The organism is Erwinia oleae, from assembly GCF_000770305.1.
In the GTDB taxonomy this organism is placed as follows: Bacteria; Pseudomonadota; Gammaproteobacteria; order Enterobacterales; family Enterobacteriaceae; genus Erwinia; species Erwinia oleae.
Map to the genome: position 1 here is coordinate 14,515 of NZ_JNVB01000007.1, position 16,443 is coordinate 30,957.

Here is a 16,443-nt window from a genome sequence, read left to right on the forward strand (position 1 = left end):
CCATGAAAAACGTATTAAAGGCGGCCGTGCTGGCTGCCGGGGCCTTCTTCGCCCTGAATTCATCCGCAGCTGAAAAAGTGCGCATCGGTTACTGGAGCAGCGGCGTGAGCCTAGGCTACGGTACGGTGCTGGAAAATAAAGACTTTTTAGCCAAACGCGGCATTGATGCCGAGTTCGTGCACTTCCCGGACGTCAATGCACCGATCAAAGCGCTGGCAGCCGGCTCCATCGACCTTGCCTTTGGCGCGCCGCTGGCGGGCGTGTTCAGCAGCGCCTCGGAAGGGGTGCCGATCAAAATATTTGCGGCGACGCAGCCCGCTGACGTGCAGTTTGTGGTGCCGCAGGGTTCCTCCATTACCTCGCTGGAACAGCTCAAAGGTAAAAAAGTGGGCATGTCGCCTGCGGGCTCTTCGGTGGCGGTGATCGCCGCCACATTGTTACAGGGTAACAACCATATTGGCCCCAATGATTTTCAGCTGATTGGCGGCAACGAATCGCGCCTGGCGCAGTTTCTTGTGCAGAAGCAGGTCGATGCCGCCGCGCTTCGCTCCCTGACTATCGAACAGCTGGATGAACTGAAGGTGACGTCGCTTGGCAGCTTTGCCGACGAGTGGAAAAAGCTCACCCACAGCGAAGCCGTGCCCTATATCGGCGTGGGCGCCGTGCGCAGCCAGCTGATTGAGCAGCATCCGGAGACGGTAGCGCGCGTGGTCGCCGCGCTGCGCGACACGCTGGCGTGGGGCAAAGATCACCGTCAGGAAGTGGTCACCCTGCTTCAGCAGAAAGCTAACCTGCCCCAGCGCGATGCGGAAATTTACTTCAGCCGCTGGGACAGCATGAACCGTATCACCTTTGAACCGGCCGATATCGACACGCTGAAGCGTCAGCATCAGGTGTTTGTCGCCAACGGCACCGTGAAAGGCGACGTGCCGGACAACCTTTATGACAGCGCTGCCTGGCAGGCTGCTAAATCCATTAAATAACAGGAGAAATATGTGACTCAGACAATGAAAGCGCTGGTGCTCAATCAGCACGGCGATCTGGAAAACCTCTCGGTCGTCACCGACAGGCCGCGCCCGACGCTTCAGGCCGGACACGTTATCGTGCGCGTTAAAGCCTCCTCGTTTAACTATCACGATGTGTTTACCGTGAACGGCATGCCAGGCATCAAGGTGCCGCTGCCGGTGGTACCAGGCCTTGATCTTGCGGGCGTGATTGATGAGGTGGCTGATGACGTGACGGGCTGGAAGAGCGGCGACCGCGTGCTGATTAACCCGTTGAAGCCCGGCGTTGGCCTGATGGGCGAGATGATCGATGGCGGCATGGCGGAGTATGCGTTGGTGGACGCTGCGCAGCTGATCGCCCTGCCCGACGCGGTGAGCTTCACCCAGGCCGCCGCGCTGCCGGTGGCTTACGGCACCGCGCACCGTATGCTGGTGACGCACAACACCATCAAACAGGGCGACCGCGTGCTGATCCTCGGCGCCAGCGGCGGCGTGGGTACTGCCTGCGTGGTGCTGGCGAAAAAACTTGGTGCAGAGGTTATCGCCTGCGTCGGCAGCGCCGAAAAAGGTGAAGCGCTTACCCAACTCGGCGCCGACCACGTGGTGAACTATCGCGAAGAGGATTTTTCACGCTGGGCGATTGCCCGTTACGGTAAACCGCAGCGCCGCACCTATGAGGGCGGCGTGGATGTGGTGATCAACTTTACCGGTGGCGATACCTGGCGCCCGTCGCTTAAGTGTCTGAAGCGCGGCGGCACGCTGCTGGTATGCGGCGCCACCGCAGGCTATGACCCGGCCGAAGATCTGCGCTACATCTGGAGCTTTGAGCTGACTATCAAAGGCTCTAACAGTTTCTATCAGGACGATCTTGAGGCGCTGCTCGACCTGGTGGCGCAGGGCGAGATAAAACCGCTGATCGACCGCGAAGTCCCGCTGGAAGAAGCGGCGGAAGGGTTGCGGCTGATCCGCGACCGTGAAGTCCTCGGCAAAGTCATTGTGACGCCTTAAGGAGAAGAATATGAGCGAATCGTTTGAACTGAGCGCCGCAGAGGTGCAGGAAAAGCTGCTGAAAGGGCCGTATCACCAGTGGCTGGGGCTGGAAGTGGAGAGCGTGGCGAAGGGCGAAATTACCCTGCGCGCGCGCTTTCGCGACGAGTGGGTGGTGAACACGGCCGGCGGCTACATTCACGGCGGCATCCTGGCGGCGCTGGTGGATTTAACCGCTGACTGGGCGCTGGTCGCCTGGGCGGGCAAGGGCGTGCCGACGCTGGATATGCGGGTGGATTACCATCGCCCGGCGCGCGGCGACCTGCGCGTTAAAGGCAAAGTGCTTAAGGTCGGCAAGCAGTTTTCCAGCGCCGAAGCCTGGGTTTACGACAGTGAAGATCGGCTGGTGGCGAGCGGCCGCGGTCTTTACGCCATGCCCGCCGCCTGAGGAGATACCCATGACGCAGGTAGTTGACCATCTGGTGCTGAATAACCATTTCGACCTGGCGACAGCGCGCGAACTGTTTGTTGCGCTGGGTTTCACGCTGACGCCGGAAAGCCATCACACGCTCGGCTCATCGAATCAGCTGATTGTATTTGGCGATCGTTACCTGGAGCTGATTGGCGTCCCGCGTCATGGGCAGCGCATCCGGCAGGAACTGCTTGACAGCCCGCCAGGCATTGACGGGCTGGTTTTTCGCAGCGAGGACGCCGCAGAAACCGAACGGCAGCTACGGAAACAGGGATTCAACGCCCTGCCCGTTCAGCATTTTTCGCGCGAGGTGGAAGCCGACGGCGAACGGGGCGAGGCACGCTTCAGTGCGGTGCGACTCGCGCCCGGCAGCTTTACCGCGGGCCGCGTCTACTTTTGCCAGCATCACACCCCGGAGTGGATCTGGCGCGCGCCCTGGCAGCGGCATGAGAACGGCGTTTCCGCCATGACCATGCTGACGCTGGTGACCGACAATATCGACAGCGAACGCAATGAGTGGCAGCGCCTCGGCAGCACCAACATGACGCTACAACTGCTTACGCGTGCCGACTGGCACGACTTTTCTGCCGGTTTACCGGGCCTTGATGAAACGCGTCGCAGCCAGTTTGCCGCCATTACCTTTACCGGCGGTGAACTGTCCCGCCTGAAGCAGGCCGCGCTTCGTTTCAGGCTGCCGCACTATCAGGATGCGGAACGGCTACTGATTGCCCTTCCCGCCCTTCACACCTTACTTGAGTTCAGGTTATGACCGTCACCAATCTGGGTGCGTTGCCAGCGGCGGCGCGCCACAATCAGCAACCGGCGTTTATTATGCTATCCGGCCCTGACATCACCTTTGCGGCGCTGGACGCCCGCGCCGACGGACTGGCCGCCGCGCTGACCGCGCGCGGTCTGCGTACCGGCGAACGCGTGGCGCTGCTGGGACGAAACTCCATCGACTTTATCGTCTCATTTTTAGGCGTCCTGCGCGCGGGCCTGGTGGCGGTGCCGGTGAGCATCAAATTTCCCGCCGCCACGCTGGATAAGATCCTCGACGACTGCGATGCGCGGCTGGTGATGGGCGACGATGCGCCGCTCGCACGGCTGACCACCTCGCGCAGCCGCCAGGCCTTCAGTGAACTGGCCGATCTTCCGCCTGCTGAGGCATTTCAGGTTTTTCAGCCGCAGCCGGAAGATCTCGCTATGCTGTTATATACCTCCGGCTCAACCGGGATGCCGAAGGGCGTGCGCCTGACCCACGCCAGCCATCGTTGGGTGGTGGAAACGCGGCTGGCGCAGAACGAACTGGCCGGGGAACGGGTGCTGATCGCCGCGCCGTTTTATCATATGAATGCGCTGGCGCTGGCGCTACTGACGCTGGCCAGTTCGGTGACCACTATTCTGCTCCCGCAGTTTGAGGCGCGGACGTACATTGAGGCCATCGCCCGCTATCGCTGTAGCTGGATCACCGCCGTACCGCCGATGATCGCCATGATGATGAAGGAAAAAGCCCTGCTCGACGCCAGCGATCTCTCCCCGGTACGCACCGTACGCATGGGCTCCGCGCCTGTTAATGAAGGGCTGTTTAATCAGATCCGTCAGCTCTGGCCGCAGGCGCGGATCATCAACGCCTACGGCACCACCGAAGGCGGGCCGGTGGTGTTCGGGCCGCATCCGCAGGGGCTTGCCGCACCGCTTCAGGCAAACGGCTGTGCGCATCCGGCGGTGTCGCTGCGGCTGCGCGATGAGCAGGGAGAGCCAGGCGATCACGGCGTGCTGGAGATCCGCAGTCCGGCGCTGATGCAGGGTTATCATCAGCGGCCTGACGTGCCCTCCCCCTTTACCGACGACGGCTATTACGTGACCGGCGATGTTTTTTCCCGCGACGAAAACGGTTTTTACACCTTTGTCGGTCGCCGTGACGATATGTTTGTTTGCGGCGGTGAAAACATCTATCCGGGCGAGGTGGAGAAGCTGCTCGAGCTGCACCCCGACGTGCAGCAGGCGTGTGTGGTGGCAGTGAAGGATGAGATAAAGGGCAGCAAGCCGGTGGCCTGGGTTATTCCGCGCGAGGGTCGCACACCGCAGCCGGAGGCGATCAAAGCCTGGACGCTGCTTAATGGCCCGGCCTATCTGCATCCGCGCCATATCTGGCTGGTTGACCATTTTCCGCTGGCGGGCACCAACAAAGTGGATAAACAGGCGCTGCGTGCGGCGGCTGAAGACGCCATAGCGAATATGAGAAGTCAGGAGAAGCGATGATAAATTTTAACTGGGACAATCCCTATCTGACCACGCGCACGCCGCTGTTTGCGCGCAACGCCGTCGCCACTTCACACCCGCTGGCAGCCCAGGCAGGGAATCAGGCTCTGCTGAACGGCGGCAACGCGGTGGATGCGGCGATTGCGGCGGCGGCAACGCTGACGATTGTTGAACCGGTGTCGAACGGGCTGGGCAGCGATGCCTTCGCCATGGTGTGGGATGGCCAGCAGTTGCACGGACTAAACGCCTCCGGCACCGCGCCTTCGCACTGGGATACGGCGTGGTTTGCCAAACGCTATGGCGTTGACGCGCACGGTCACGCGCGTCGGCCCGAGCGCGGCTGGGACAGCGTGACCATTCCCGGCGCCATTGCGGCCTGGGGCGCGTTGCATGCGCGTTTTGGCAGGCTGCCCTTCTCGCGCCTGCTGGAGACGGCCATTGAGATCGCCGAGCGCGGCGTGACCATCGCGCCGATGGTCGCGCGTAAGTGGCAGGCTGCCGTGCCGCTGCTGCATGACCAGCCTGGTTTTGCCCAAACCTTTATGCCGAATGGCCGTGCGCCTGCCGTTGCCGAAAAGTTTGTCATGCCGGGTGCGGCCCGCACCTTGCGTCTGCTGGCCGACCAGGGCGCACGCGCGTTTTATGAAGGCGAACCCGCTGAGGCAATTGTGCGCTTTGCGCAGGCCAGCGGCGTGCCGTTGTCGCACAGCGATCTGGCCGCCTACCAGCCGGAGTGGGTGACGCCGGTGACGCGCCGGTATCGTGGCTACGACGTGCATGAACTGCCGCCCAACGGCCAGGGAATTGCTGCGCTGATCGCGTTAGGGATCCTTGAACAGTTTGATCTGGCGAGCCTGCCGCTGGACAGCGCGGCCTCTCAGCATCTGCAAATTGAAGCAATGAAGCTGGCGTTTGCAGACATCTATAACTACGTTGCCGATCCGCGCGCCATGGCGGTGACGCCTGCCCAGATGCTGGATGATGGCTATCTTAAGGAGCGCGCAAAGCTTATCGATTTGAACCGGGCAAGCCTGCCGCTGCCGGGAATGCCGGCCAGCGGCGGCACCGTTTATCTGACCACCGCTGACGAGAGCGGCATGATGGTGTCGTTTATTCAGTCAAACTACATGGGGTTCGGTTCCGGCGTGGTGGTGCCCGAGTACGGTATCAGTCTGCAAAATCGCGGGGCAGGTTTTTCAGGCGATCCGCGTTCGGCCAACGTTGTAGCGCCCGGCAAACGCCCGTTCCATACCATCATTCCCGGTTTTCTGACCAAAGATGGCTTTCCGCAGATGAGTTTTGGCGTGATGGGCGGCGACATGCAGCCACAGGGGCATGTGCAGACGCTGGTACGCATGCTCGATTATCAGCAGCAACCGCAGGCTGCCTGCGATGCGCCGCGCTGGAAGGTCAACCGCGATTTCACCCTGGATCTTGAAGCCGGCTTTGATGACGCGGCCTCCGCGGCGCTGGCAGAGAGAGGCCATCAGTTCAAGTCCGTTAACGATCCCTATATGGATTTCGGTTCCGGTCAGTTTATCTGGAAGCTTTCGCCGGAAGCCGATCACGGTTATGTGATCGCCAGCGACAGCCGACGGGACGGTCAGGCGATTGGTTTTTGATGTGACTTAAAAAACACAGTAAACCCAACAGCCTGCTGCGGTGACAGGCGTCACGCCTGGACGCCGTAAACTCATCTATAAGGGCTTCGCTGCCGCATCCCTGTGGCAGCGTCCCGGCGCTTGTGGCGCCTTTATGTCGTCCGCTGATAACAGCGTTGTCTTTAAAATCCCTGCCCCGCACGCCGACATTTCCCCGTCATCTTCCCGTCATCCCACTGACACGTTCCGCCAGCAGCATAGCCGTGGATGGGATCGATCCCATTTTCTCAAAGCGAGCGGAAGCATGACCGATTTACTGACCGTTGCCCGTCTGGCGGGCGTATCAAGAACCACCGCAGCGCGCGCGTTTTCCGAACCGGAAAAGGTGCGTGAAGCGACGCGTGACAAAGTCTATGCCGCCTCCGAAACCCTGGGTTTTCGCCCCAACTACGTGGCACGCCAGCTTCGCACGCGGTCAACGCGCATCATCGGCGTGATGCTGCCCACGCTGCGCAACCCGGTCTTCTGCGAACAGCTCCAGGCAATGGAAAACAGCGCACGCGAACGCGGTTACTCGCTGATGATCGCCACCACCGATTACGATGCCGACCGCGAATCCAGGGTGCTGGAGAACATGCTGCGTCAACGCGTGGACGGCATGATCCTCACCGTCGCCAACGCGTGCGAAAGCGCCTGCCTGAGATTGCTGGCGCAGGAGTCATTGCCGGCGGTGCTGGTACACAATCCTGCCGCTTCGCCAGAATTTATCACCATCAGCGTCGATAACCGTCAGGCGATCTGCCAGGCCACCCGCCACCTGCTGGCGCTGGGTCACCGGCGAATCGCGATGATTGCCGGGCCGGTGCGGCAGTCAGACCGCGCCGCGCTGCGCTATCAGGGTTACTGCGACGCAATGACCGCTGCGGGCCTGCCCGCACAGCCGCTGATAGAAATGGCGCATCACACCCGCGTGGATGTGGCGTTACTGCGCCCCTGGCTTGCGTCAGGAAGCGCGCTGACCGCCCTGATCTGCACCAATGACCTGCTGGCGCTCAGCGCCATCGGCGGCCTGCAACGGCTGGGATGGCGCGTACCGACCGATATCTCTGTGATCGGATTTGACGGCATCGCGCTGGGCGAAATGGTGCATCCGTCGCTCTGTTCGGTGGTGCAGCCTCAGCGCGAACTGGGCGCCGCCGCGATGGAAAGCATGATGAACCTGCTGGCGAACGTCAGCGTCAGCTCGCAAACGCTCGATTTTACGCTGCGCCAGGGTGAAAGCATCGCCCCGGCGCGGTTTTGATGACCGACCAACACCAGGGAATACCCATGAAAAAGACGCTTACTGCCTTATCGCTCGTCGGCGCAGCGCTGTTGTCAGCGCAGGCCATCGCCGCGCCCGCCATCTGCTACAACTGTCCGCCGGAATGGGCCGACTGGGGAACACAACTAAAAGCCATCGCCAACGATACCGGCATTGTGGTGCCGCAGGACAACAAAAATTCTGGCCAGGCGCTGGCGCAGATCGTGGCGGAAAAAGCCAGCCCGGTTGCGGACGTGGTCTATCTCGGCATCACCTTCGGCATCCAGGCGGCAAACGCCGACGTGCTGGCGAGCTACAAGCCTGCGGGCTGGGCGCAGATCCCGGCGGATATGAAAGATCCTGATGGAAAATGGGTGGCGCTTCATTCCGGCACCATCGGCTTTATGGTTAACGTGGACGCGCTGAACGGCGCGCCGGTGCCGCAGTCATGGGATGACCTGCTGAAACCTGAATATAAAGGCATGGTCGGCTATCTCGATCCAGCCAGCGCGTTTGTCGGCTATGCAGCGGCTACGGCGGCAAACCTCGCCAAAGGCGGCACGCTGGAGAACGTTAAACCCGGCATCGAATACTTCAAAAAACTAAGCAAAAACAGCCCGATTGTGCCGAAGCAAACCGCCTATGCACGCGTGCTTTCCGGTGAAATTCCGATCCTGCTCGATTACGATTTCAATGCGTATCGTGCGAAGTATAAAGATAACGCCAACGTGGCTTTCGTCATCCCGAAAGAAGGAAGCATCAGAGTACCGTACGTCATCAGTCTGGTGAAAAATGCGCCGCACGCCAGCGAAGGTAAAAAAGTGATCGACTACGTGCTCTCCGATCGCGGACAGGCGATCTGGGCCAACGCCTGGCTGCGCCCGGTGCGTGAAAGCGCGATGACCGCGGCGGCGAAAGCGCAGTTCCTGCCGGACAGCGACTACCAGCGCGCCCGTACCGTCAACTATCAACAGATGGCGGCCGCGCAAAAAGCCTTCTCCACGCAGTATCTGAACGAGGTGAAGTAATGTCGGCGTTCTGCACATCGTCCTCCCGTGCGGGCGGACGACGCGCTCGCCGCGTTACGCTGCCGCGCGCGGGCCTGTTCGCCCTGATCCCTGCGCTGATCGTCTTTACCGCCTTCTGGCTGATCCCGTTCGGGTATCTGGTGGTGCTGGGCACGCTGCCCGACAGCGCCACCCGGCAAAATGCTTACTGGACGATCCTTACCCAACCGCGTTATTTGCAGAGCCTGGTCACCACGCTGATCCTGTCAGCAAGCGTGTCGGTGGCGGCGGTGGCGATTTCTGCGGTGGTAGCCTGCTTTCTGGCGCGCCACCGCTTTACCGGGAAGGGACTGCTGCTGGCGCTGCTCACCTTTCCACTTGCCTTTCCCGGCGTGGTGGTCGGGTTCCTGATCATCATGCTAGGCGGCCGCCAGGGGATTTTTGCGCTGGCGGGTCAGGCGCTGACCGGCCAGCGCTGGATCTTCGCCTACAGCCTCGGCGGCCTGTTTTTGGGCTATCTCTACTTTTCCATTCCCCGCGTGATCATGACGCTGGTCGCCGCCTGCGAACAACTCGACCGCAGCCTGGAGGAAGCCGCGCGATCGCTGGGCTCAGGTAGCTGGCGCATCGTGTGGGACGTAATTGTGCCGGGGCTGGCGCCCGCCCTGCTGTCAAGCTGCGCCATCTGCTTCGCCACCAGCATGGGCGCGTTCGGCACCGCCTTTACCCTCGGCACCGAACTGACCGTGCTGCCGCTGACCATTTACGGCGAATTCACCAACTACGCCAACTTTGCCACCGCCGCCGCGCTGTCGGTGGTGATGGGCGTCGTGACCTGGGGCGCGCTGCTGCTTACGCGTCGCTTCTCCGGTAATCGATCAGGAGCCATGCTATGAATCGCCCGCTGCTTTTTGCGCTGCAACTGACGCTGACGCTACTGGTTTGTCTGTTTTTGATCGTGCCGATTGGCATGTCGGTCATGGCGGGTTTTACCGAAAACTATTTCACCGGCCTGAAAAGCGGACTGACGCTGCGCTGGCTTGAAGAAGTGTGGGCGCTATATGCCCCAACGTTCTGGCTGTCGCTGGGCATCGCCCTTGCCTGCCTGTTCTGCACCATAACCCTCGGCGTCCCCGCCGCCTGGGGACTGTTGAAAAGCCCGTCGCGGCTGGCGGGCTGGATCGAAGAGTGCCTGATGCTGCCGGTCGCCATTCCTGGCCTGGCCACGGCGCTCGGCCTGCTGCTGGTTTATGGCGGCGTCAGCGGGCTGCGCGGTAGCTGGCTGTTTATTCTCATCGGCCACGTGCTGTTTACGCTGCCGTTTATGGTGCGCCCTGTGCTGGCGGTGATGAAGACCTCCGATTTGCGTTCGGTTGAGGAAGCCGCCGCCAGCCTCGGCGCGGGCGGCGTCCGGCGCTTTTTTACCGTGGTGATCCCTGGCTGTCTGTCGGGCGCGTTGGCCGGGGCGTTCATGGTCGTCACGCTCTCCATTGGAGAATTTAATATCACCTGGATGCTGCACACGCCGCTGACCAAAACGCTGCCGGTTGGCCTCGCCGACAGCTATGCCTCCATGCGCCTGGAAATTGGCTCGGCCTATACCACGCTGTTTTTAATGATGATTATTCCACTGCTGCTGGCGATGCACTTTATCAGCCAGCGTAAAAGAGAGGGCTGACCATGACCCATCCTGTAGCCATTCGCCTGCGTCACTGCGCGCGCACCTTTGACCGCGATCATACCGCGCTCTTTCCGCTCGATCTGGATATCCACCCCGGCGAAACGCTGGTGCTGCTTGGCCCGTCCGGCTGCGGTAAAACCACCACGCTGCGCATCATCAGCGGACTGGAGCGCTGCGACGCCGGTGGCGACGTGTGGTTTAACGATCGCAACGTCACCGCCCTGCCGATTGAAAAACGCAGCGTCGGCATGGTGTTCCAGAACTATGCGCTGTTTCCCCATCTCAACGTGGCGCAAAACGTGGCGTACGGCCTGCGCATTCAGCGCATGAGCGAGAGCGCCGTTCGTCAGCGGGTTGGCGAGATGCTGGAGATGGTCGATTTGCTGGCCTTTGCCGATCGTTCCGTTCAGGCGCTCTCCGGCGGGCAGAAACAGCGCGTTTCGCTGGCCCGCGCGCTGGCGGCCCGCCCGAAGGTGCTGCTGTTTGATGAGCCGCTGGCGGCACTGGACGCCAGCCTGCGCGACAGGCTGCGGGAGGATATCGCCACGCTGCTGGCGCAGTCGGGGATCACGGCGGTGTATGTTACGCACGATCAGCAGGAAGCGATGGCGCTGGGCGATCGCATCGCGGTCATGCAGCACGGCCGCATTGAGCAAATCGGCGCGCCGCGCGACATCTATTTCCATCCGGCCACGCCATTCGTGGCGGATTTCGTCGGCGCGGTGAATCAACTGCCGCTGGCCGACGGCAACGTTTACTGCCGCCCGGAAGATATTCGCCTCGGCGAACGCGCGGGCGCGCTACTGGAAGGCCGCGTGCTGAACAGCACGTTTTTGGGTCAAAGCCAGCGCGTGCTGGTGGAGCTTGCCAGCGGGCAGCGCATTCAGGTTGATGGCCCGGCCCGTGAACGCTGGCCGGAAGGAAAAACGGTCGGCCTGCGCGCCGACGCGGGCAGCCTGTTTCGCCTTCCCGGCCATCATTAAGGAGTTGTGATGAAACGTTCCTTTGTACTTGCGCAGATAAGCGATCTGCATGTCAGAACCGCCGGCCGCCTCTCCTATCGGAAAGTGGATACCTTGAGCGCGCTGAAAACAGGTATTGCCCAACTCAATGCGCTGCGCCCGGCGCCGGACGCAGTGGTCATCACCGGCGATCTGACCGATTTTGGTAAAGAGGCGGAGTACGCCACGGTACGCGCGCTGCTGGATGAACTGACGCTGCCGTGGTTCGCCATTCCGGGCAATCACGATGCGCGCCCTGCCTTTCGCCGCGCCTTTGTCGACAAAAGCTGGATGCCGTCAGAGGGCGAATTCCTGCACTGGGAAGTGAATGACTATCCGCTGCGGCTGATCGGCCTTGATTCCACCGTGCCGGAAAAACCGTGGGGCGAACTGTGCGAAGCGCGTGCGGCCTGGCTCAGCGCCCGGCTGGCCGAAGAGACGGAAAAACCCACCCTGTTGATGCTGCATCACCCGCCGTTTATCAGCGGCATCGACCATATGGATCGCCAGAATCTGAAGGACGCCGATCGCCTGGCGCAGATCCTCATGCATGCGCCACAGGTCATGCGTGTGCTCTGCGGCCACGTGCATCGCTATATGGTGTCGCAGCTGGCGGGCGTGATAGTGTGCAGCGCGCCGGGTACGTCGCACCAGGTGGCGGCGGATTTCACCCCGGACGGCCCGGCAAATTTCGTGCTGGAGCCGCCGGGCATGCTGCTGCACCAGTGGCATGACGATCAGCCGATGGTGACGCACTACCTGCCCATTGGCGACTACCCCGGCCCGTGGCCTTTCTACGATGCGCAGGGGCTGATTGACTGATTCGCCAGTGTGCTCATTCAGGTGCGCGGCTTAAAAAACCAGCTGTACCTTCGCCGCGCGCGACTTGTCCGATGCCATTTCCAGCGCGCTGACCGCCTCGCTCATGTTCATCTCAGCCGAGAGCAGCGGCAGCGGGTTAATTTTTCCCTTCTCCAGCCAGCGCACCGCCGTGGTGAATTCGCTGGTGAAGCGGAACGAACCGCGCAGTTGCACTTCTTTAACCAACAGAGGCCCGATGGGATAGTTGACCTCCGCCGCGCCCATGCCGAGTTGCACAATAATGCCGCCGGGACGGGTGAAGTCAACCGCAGAGGCCACCGCCGCGCTGGCACCGGAGGCTTCAAAGCAGACATCAAAAACGCCGCCGTTATTGCGCCAGTCCGCCACGCTGTCTTCATCGCGCGGGTCAACCGTCTGGCTGGCCCCCATCTCTTCTGCCAGCGTCCGGCAGCGCTCGCTGATATCTGTTGCCGCTACCTCCGTGGCACCAGAGGCTAACGCGGCGGCAATCACCAGACAGCCAATCGGCCCCGCGCCGGTAACCAGCACCCGTTTGCCGGTTAAGTCTCCCGCCTGACGAATAGCATGAATGCATACGGCCAGCGGTTCGGCGAAGGCGATGATCTTCGCATCGGCCTGAGCCTCATACGGGATGCACTGTACGGCGTCAACTGCCACGTATTCAGCGAAACCGCCGTTTACATGCGGGAAAAACTGCGCGCTACCCATAAACCGCATCGAACGGCAGAGATTCTGCTTACCCGCCAGGCAAAACGTACAGCGCTGGCAGGGACAAGAGGGATTGACCGCCACGCGTTGGCCGATTTGCAGTCCGCTCTCTTGTGGTGCGCTATCGATAACGCCGACAAATTCATGGCCGAGCACCATCGGCGATTTCAGCACCGACATGCCTGCGCGTCCGTGCTGATAATAATGAATATCGGAACCACAGATACCGCCGCGATCCACGCGTACCAGAACCTGCCTGTCATCCCATTCGATGGTGCGATCTTCATAATGCACTTCGTGGGCGGCGCTGACGATCACGGCTTTAACTGTTTTCTGATGCATGATGATTTCCCTGTGCGTTGGATTTGGAGTTAACAGGTGCTTTTTCATCGTCTCCCGGCGGGGTGATTACCTCAATGCGTCCCACCAGAAGCAGATAAGCCAAAAAGCCCAGCAGCGCAACGGCGGCGATATACCACATCGCATACTGGAAGTTGTGCGTGCGCTGAAGGATGACGCCGATAATGATGGGGCTTACGATGCCGGAAAGGTTGCCGAATATATTTAAAAATCCGCCAATGGTGCCGATCAGATGGCGTGGGATGACGTCGCTACACACCACCCAGCCCAGGTTAGAGAACGCATTGGCAAAAAAGGCCACGGAGAGAATAGCAATGGCGATCACCGGGCTGTCCTGAAAAAAGTTCACCAGTGCGATGGAGCACGTCAACAGCATACCGGCCATCACCGGCAGCTTTCGCGCCAGGGTACGACTGAAGCCGCGTTTTAGCAGCATATCGCTTAGCGTACCGCCACAGAGTACGCCCGCCATCGCCATCATGTACGGAAACATCGCGCCAATTCCGGCTTTATCAATTGAAAGATGCAGCCCTTTTTCCAGATAAACGATAAACCACGTCAGAAAGAAGTAGAGCGTAGACGAGGCCGCAAACTGGGCGATAAACAATCCCCAGGTAGTGCGCTGACGCAGAATATATTTTACAGATTGCCAGTTAATGTTGCTGTTGCGGGCTGGCTGATTTTCAGAACCGTAACCGCCGCCTTTACGAATCATTTCCAGTTCCGCCGCGTTCACCGTGTCGCTATGCTGCGGATCCCGGTAGGCGCAGAGCCAGTAAATACCGAATACCACACCGACAAGACCGGAGAGGTAAAACGACATTTCCCAGCCCCATTTGCTGACAATGAACGACAGGATCGGCGTTAACAGCGCCAGGCCGATGTACTGTGCGCTGGCGTAGGTCGCCGTGGCTCTTGCACGTTCATGATCGGGAAACCAGGTGGCGATGATCTTGGTATTGGAAGGGAAAGACGGCGCCTCAGCAATGCCAATCAGCGCGCGGCAGACCAGTAACATCATAAACGATGCGGTGGCCGTGGCGAAAAAGTGATGTGATGCCAGCCCCATCAGTAATGTAAACAGGCTCCATAGCACGATGGCACTGCCGTAAAGCCAGCGCGATCCGATGCGATCAAGCAGATAGCCAACCGGGATCTGACTCATGGCATAGAACCAGGTAAACATTGAAAACAACAGGCCAAGCTGCGTGGCGGAGAGATAAAATTCACCCTGGATGTGTGAACCTGCTACGGAGAGGTTGGCTCTGTCCATATAATTAATAGCGGTAACAATGAACAACATTGCCAGAACTGAAAGTCGGGTACGCGTCGGTTTCATATTCAGCCTTTACCGTGAAAGAGTATTATTTTTTTGAGTGATACAACGTGGTTCACAGCGTCGCCAGCCAGCCGCCATCAACGTAAATCATCTGTCCGTTAACATAGTCAGAGGCAGAAGACGCCAGGTAAACGGCGGTGCCGATCAGCTCTTCAGGCTTGCCCCAGCGGCCGGAGGGATTACTGCTGCATACCCAGCGATTAAATTCTTCGTTTGCCACCAGCGCTTCATTCATATCGGTGAGAATGTAGCCGGGGCCGATACCGTTTGTCTGGATGTTGAACGATGCCCACTCCGCCGCCATTGATTTCGTCAGCAGTTTGATGCCGCCTTTTGCAGCGGTATAAGGCGCAACGGTTGCTCGGGCGGCTTCGCTGGTCAGTGAGCCAATGTTGATGATCTTTCCGCCCTGCTTGCGTTCAACCATGCGCCGCGCTGCCTCACGCGACACCAAAAACGCGCTGGTCAGGTTAACATCCAGCACGCGTTGCCAGTCGCTCAGCGCCAGCTCCAGCATCGGCTTACGGAACTGAATCCCCGCATTGTTAATGACGATATCCACCGCGATCTGCTCATCGTCTAATTGACGAAAGACGTGTGCAATCTCCGCTTCATTCGCTACATCGAAGCAGAAGCCGCGTGCATTCAGACCTTCTTTCTTAAGCTGTTCCAGCGCGTGAGCCATATGCTCTTCGCGGGTGCCGTTTAAAATGATGCTGGCGCCTGCTTTGGCAAGGCCTTGTGCATAAGCAAAACCCAGGCCGCGGGTGGAACCGGTAATCAGCGCCGTTTTACCGCTGAGATCGAATAGTGCCTGCATAACCCCTCCTCATGTAACATGACTAACAAGTAGTGTGAAAACAGTTCTACGTGATGTGGCTTTTGGAGGCAAACGACGTAGAAAAAAAGTGCAAACCTGCTCACAAAAATTTACTTTCGGCTAACAACCAAAAAAAACGAAGACAACTTAATTATTTGATTTTAATAAAAACGCCTTAACAACGCGCGTTTTCCTTTTTTCTGTCATAAAAAAACAGCTTGTCAGCAAGCCCGTGAAAAGTTAAAAACTGAAGCATGTAGGACAAGTGGAAGATCATGTGGCGCTGGAAAGTATTCAGAAACATAACGTCGTTGACGTCATCTATGAACAGATGAAGCAAAACATCCAGAGCGGCCGATGGAAACCGGGCTGCAAGCTGCCGTCGGAAGCGGAGCTAACAACCACGTTTCAGGTCAGCCGCGTCAGCGTCAGAAGCGCGGTGCAGAAGCTACGCGATCTGGGTGTGGTCATCACCCATCAGGGTAAAGGTACTTATGTGACGCGTGATATAGCGCGCTACGGTGCCTTTAATGACAATCAGCCGATTCTGCACCTCTCCCGCGAGGAGTTTGACGATATGCGGGTTTTCAGGCAAACGGTGGAATTCAAATGTATTGAGCTGGCGGTCACCCAGGCCTCGGATGACGATATTCAGGCGATTGAGAAGGCACTCAATCGGATGCTGGTCAGCCGCGATGATTACAAAAAATACTCGCTGGCAGATTACGAATTTCATCTTGCAATCGTAAAGGCCTCGCATAACAAGGTTTTTATCCACGTCATGGAATCGCTGAAGAACATCTACGTTCATTACCTGGAGGAGCTGAACCGGGTGCTGGGCGTCACGCTGGAGAGCGTGGAAGCGCATATCCGGGTGTTTATGGCGCTGAAAAACCGTGATGCCAGCCTGGCGACCGATACGCTGAACGGCGCGATGGCGCATAACGTACACGCAATTGAAGATGCGCGGCAAACTGAATAACATTTGATGATTTCAGGTTCCTTTTGGGACCGTAATCATCCCTCAACATGTAGGACATCATACAGGAACAATA

Annotated in this window: 16 protein-coding genes; 13 read left to right on the forward strand and 3 right to left on the reverse strand. The window is 59.4% G+C overall.

Annotated elements, in window-relative coordinates; all coding sequences use genetic code 11:
* Positions 1-2 precede the first annotated feature (2 nt).
* The 12 genes from GS12_RS03645 (at position 3) to GS12_RS03700 (ending at position 12,140) form a co-directional block, all read left to right on the forward strand.
* Entirely contained in the window at positions 3-983 is a 981-nt protein-coding gene (locus tag GS12_RS03645) for an ABC transporter substrate-binding protein (RefSeq protein ID WP_034944031.1), read from the forward strand.
* Positions 984-995: 12 nt separating this feature from the next.
* On the forward strand, positions 996-2,012 hold the full coding sequence (locus GS12_RS03650; protein WP_034944034.1) for a quinone oxidoreductase family protein: 1,017 nt from the start codon (positions 996-998) through the stop codon (positions 2,010-2,012).
* Between the two features lie 10 nt (positions 2,013-2,022).
* On the forward strand, positions 2,023-2,439 hold the full coding sequence (locus tag GS12_RS03655) for a PaaI family thioesterase (RefSeq protein ID WP_034914225.1): 417 nt from the start codon (positions 2,023-2,025) through the stop codon (positions 2,437-2,439).
* Positions 2,440-2,449: 10 nt separating this feature from the next.
* Positions 2,450-3,232, forward strand: coding sequence for a VOC family protein (locus GS12_RS03660; protein ID WP_034944037.1), 783 nt, complete (start codon positions 2,450-2,452; stop codon positions 3,230-3,232).
* A complete protein-coding gene (locus GS12_RS03665) occupies positions 3,229-4,725 on the forward strand; it encodes a class I adenylate-forming enzyme family protein (RefSeq protein ID WP_034944039.1) in 1,497 nt (498 codons plus the stop codon). The genes GS12_RS03660 and GS12_RS03665 overlap by 4 nt, the downstream gene beginning before the upstream one ends.
* The gene (locus tag GS12_RS03670) at positions 4,722-6,347 is read left to right on the forward strand and encodes a gamma-glutamyltransferase family protein (RefSeq protein ID WP_034944042.1); all 1,626 of its coding nucleotides are present in this window, start codon (positions 4,722-4,724) and stop codon (positions 6,345-6,347) included. The genes GS12_RS03665 and GS12_RS03670 overlap by 4 nt, the downstream gene beginning before the upstream one ends.
* Before the next feature lie 283 nt (positions 6,348-6,630).
* On the forward strand, positions 6,631-7,629 hold the full coding sequence (locus GS12_RS03675) for a LacI family DNA-binding transcriptional regulator (protein ID WP_034944045.1): 999 nt from the start codon (positions 6,631-6,633) through the stop codon (positions 7,627-7,629).
* 26 nt (positions 7,630-7,655) lie between these two features.
* On the forward strand, positions 7,656-8,657 hold the full coding sequence (locus tag GS12_RS03680) for an ABC transporter substrate-binding protein (RefSeq protein WP_034944047.1): 1,002 nt from the start codon (positions 7,656-7,658) through the stop codon (positions 8,655-8,657).
* Positions 8,657-9,532, forward strand: coding sequence for an ABC transporter permease (locus tag GS12_RS03685; RefSeq protein ID WP_034944050.1), 876 nt, complete (start codon positions 8,657-8,659; stop codon positions 9,530-9,532). The genes GS12_RS03680 and GS12_RS03685 overlap by 1 nt, the downstream gene beginning before the upstream one ends.
* On the forward strand, positions 9,529-10,314 hold the full coding sequence (locus GS12_RS03690; protein ID WP_034944053.1) for an ABC transporter permease: 786 nt from the start codon (positions 9,529-9,531) through the stop codon (positions 10,312-10,314). Before GS12_RS03685 ends, GS12_RS03690 begins: the two co-directional genes overlap by 4 nt.
* A gap of 2 nt (positions 10,315-10,316) precedes the next feature.
* On the forward strand, positions 10,317-11,300 hold the full coding sequence (locus GS12_RS03695) for an ABC transporter ATP-binding protein (protein WP_034944056.1): 984 nt from the start codon (positions 10,317-10,319) through the stop codon (positions 11,298-11,300).
* 9 nt (positions 11,301-11,309) lie between these two features.
* The gene (locus tag GS12_RS03700; RefSeq protein WP_034944059.1) at positions 11,310-12,140 is read left to right on the forward strand and encodes a phosphodiesterase; all 831 of its coding nucleotides are present in this window, start codon (positions 11,310-11,312) and stop codon (positions 12,138-12,140) included.
* Between the two features lie 30 nt (positions 12,141-12,170).
* Here the strand turns inward: GS12_RS03700 and idnD are convergent, their stop codons facing one another.
* The 3 genes from idnD to GS12_RS03715 are packed head-to-tail and all read right to left on the reverse strand — an operon-like array spanning position 12,171 to position 15,388.
* The gene (gene idnD / locus GS12_RS03705) at positions 12,171-13,211 is read right to left on the reverse strand and encodes an L-idonate 5-dehydrogenase (protein ID WP_034944061.1); all 1,041 of its coding nucleotides are present in this window, start codon (positions 13,209-13,211) and stop codon (positions 12,171-12,173) included.
* Positions 13,192-14,568: an MFS transporter gene (locus GS12_RS03710; protein ID WP_052118348.1), complete on the reverse strand. Its 1,377-nt coding sequence runs from the start codon at positions 14,566-14,568 to the stop codon at positions 13,192-13,194. Before GS12_RS03710 ends, idnD begins: the two co-directional genes overlap by 20 nt.
* A 52-nt stretch (positions 14,569-14,620) precedes the next feature.
* Positions 14,621-15,388: an SDR family oxidoreductase gene (locus GS12_RS03715; protein ID WP_034944064.1), complete on the reverse strand. Its 768-nt coding sequence runs from the start codon at positions 15,386-15,388 to the stop codon at positions 14,621-14,623.
* A gap of 277 nt (positions 15,389-15,665) precedes the next feature.
* On the opposite strand from GS12_RS03715, the gene GS12_RS03720 reads away from it, so the two are divergent.
* Positions 15,666-16,370: a FadR/GntR family transcriptional regulator gene (locus tag GS12_RS03720; RefSeq protein WP_034944169.1), complete on the forward strand. Its 705-nt coding sequence runs from the start codon at positions 15,666-15,668 to the stop codon at positions 16,368-16,370.
* Positions 16,371-16,443 lie beyond the last annotated feature (73 nt).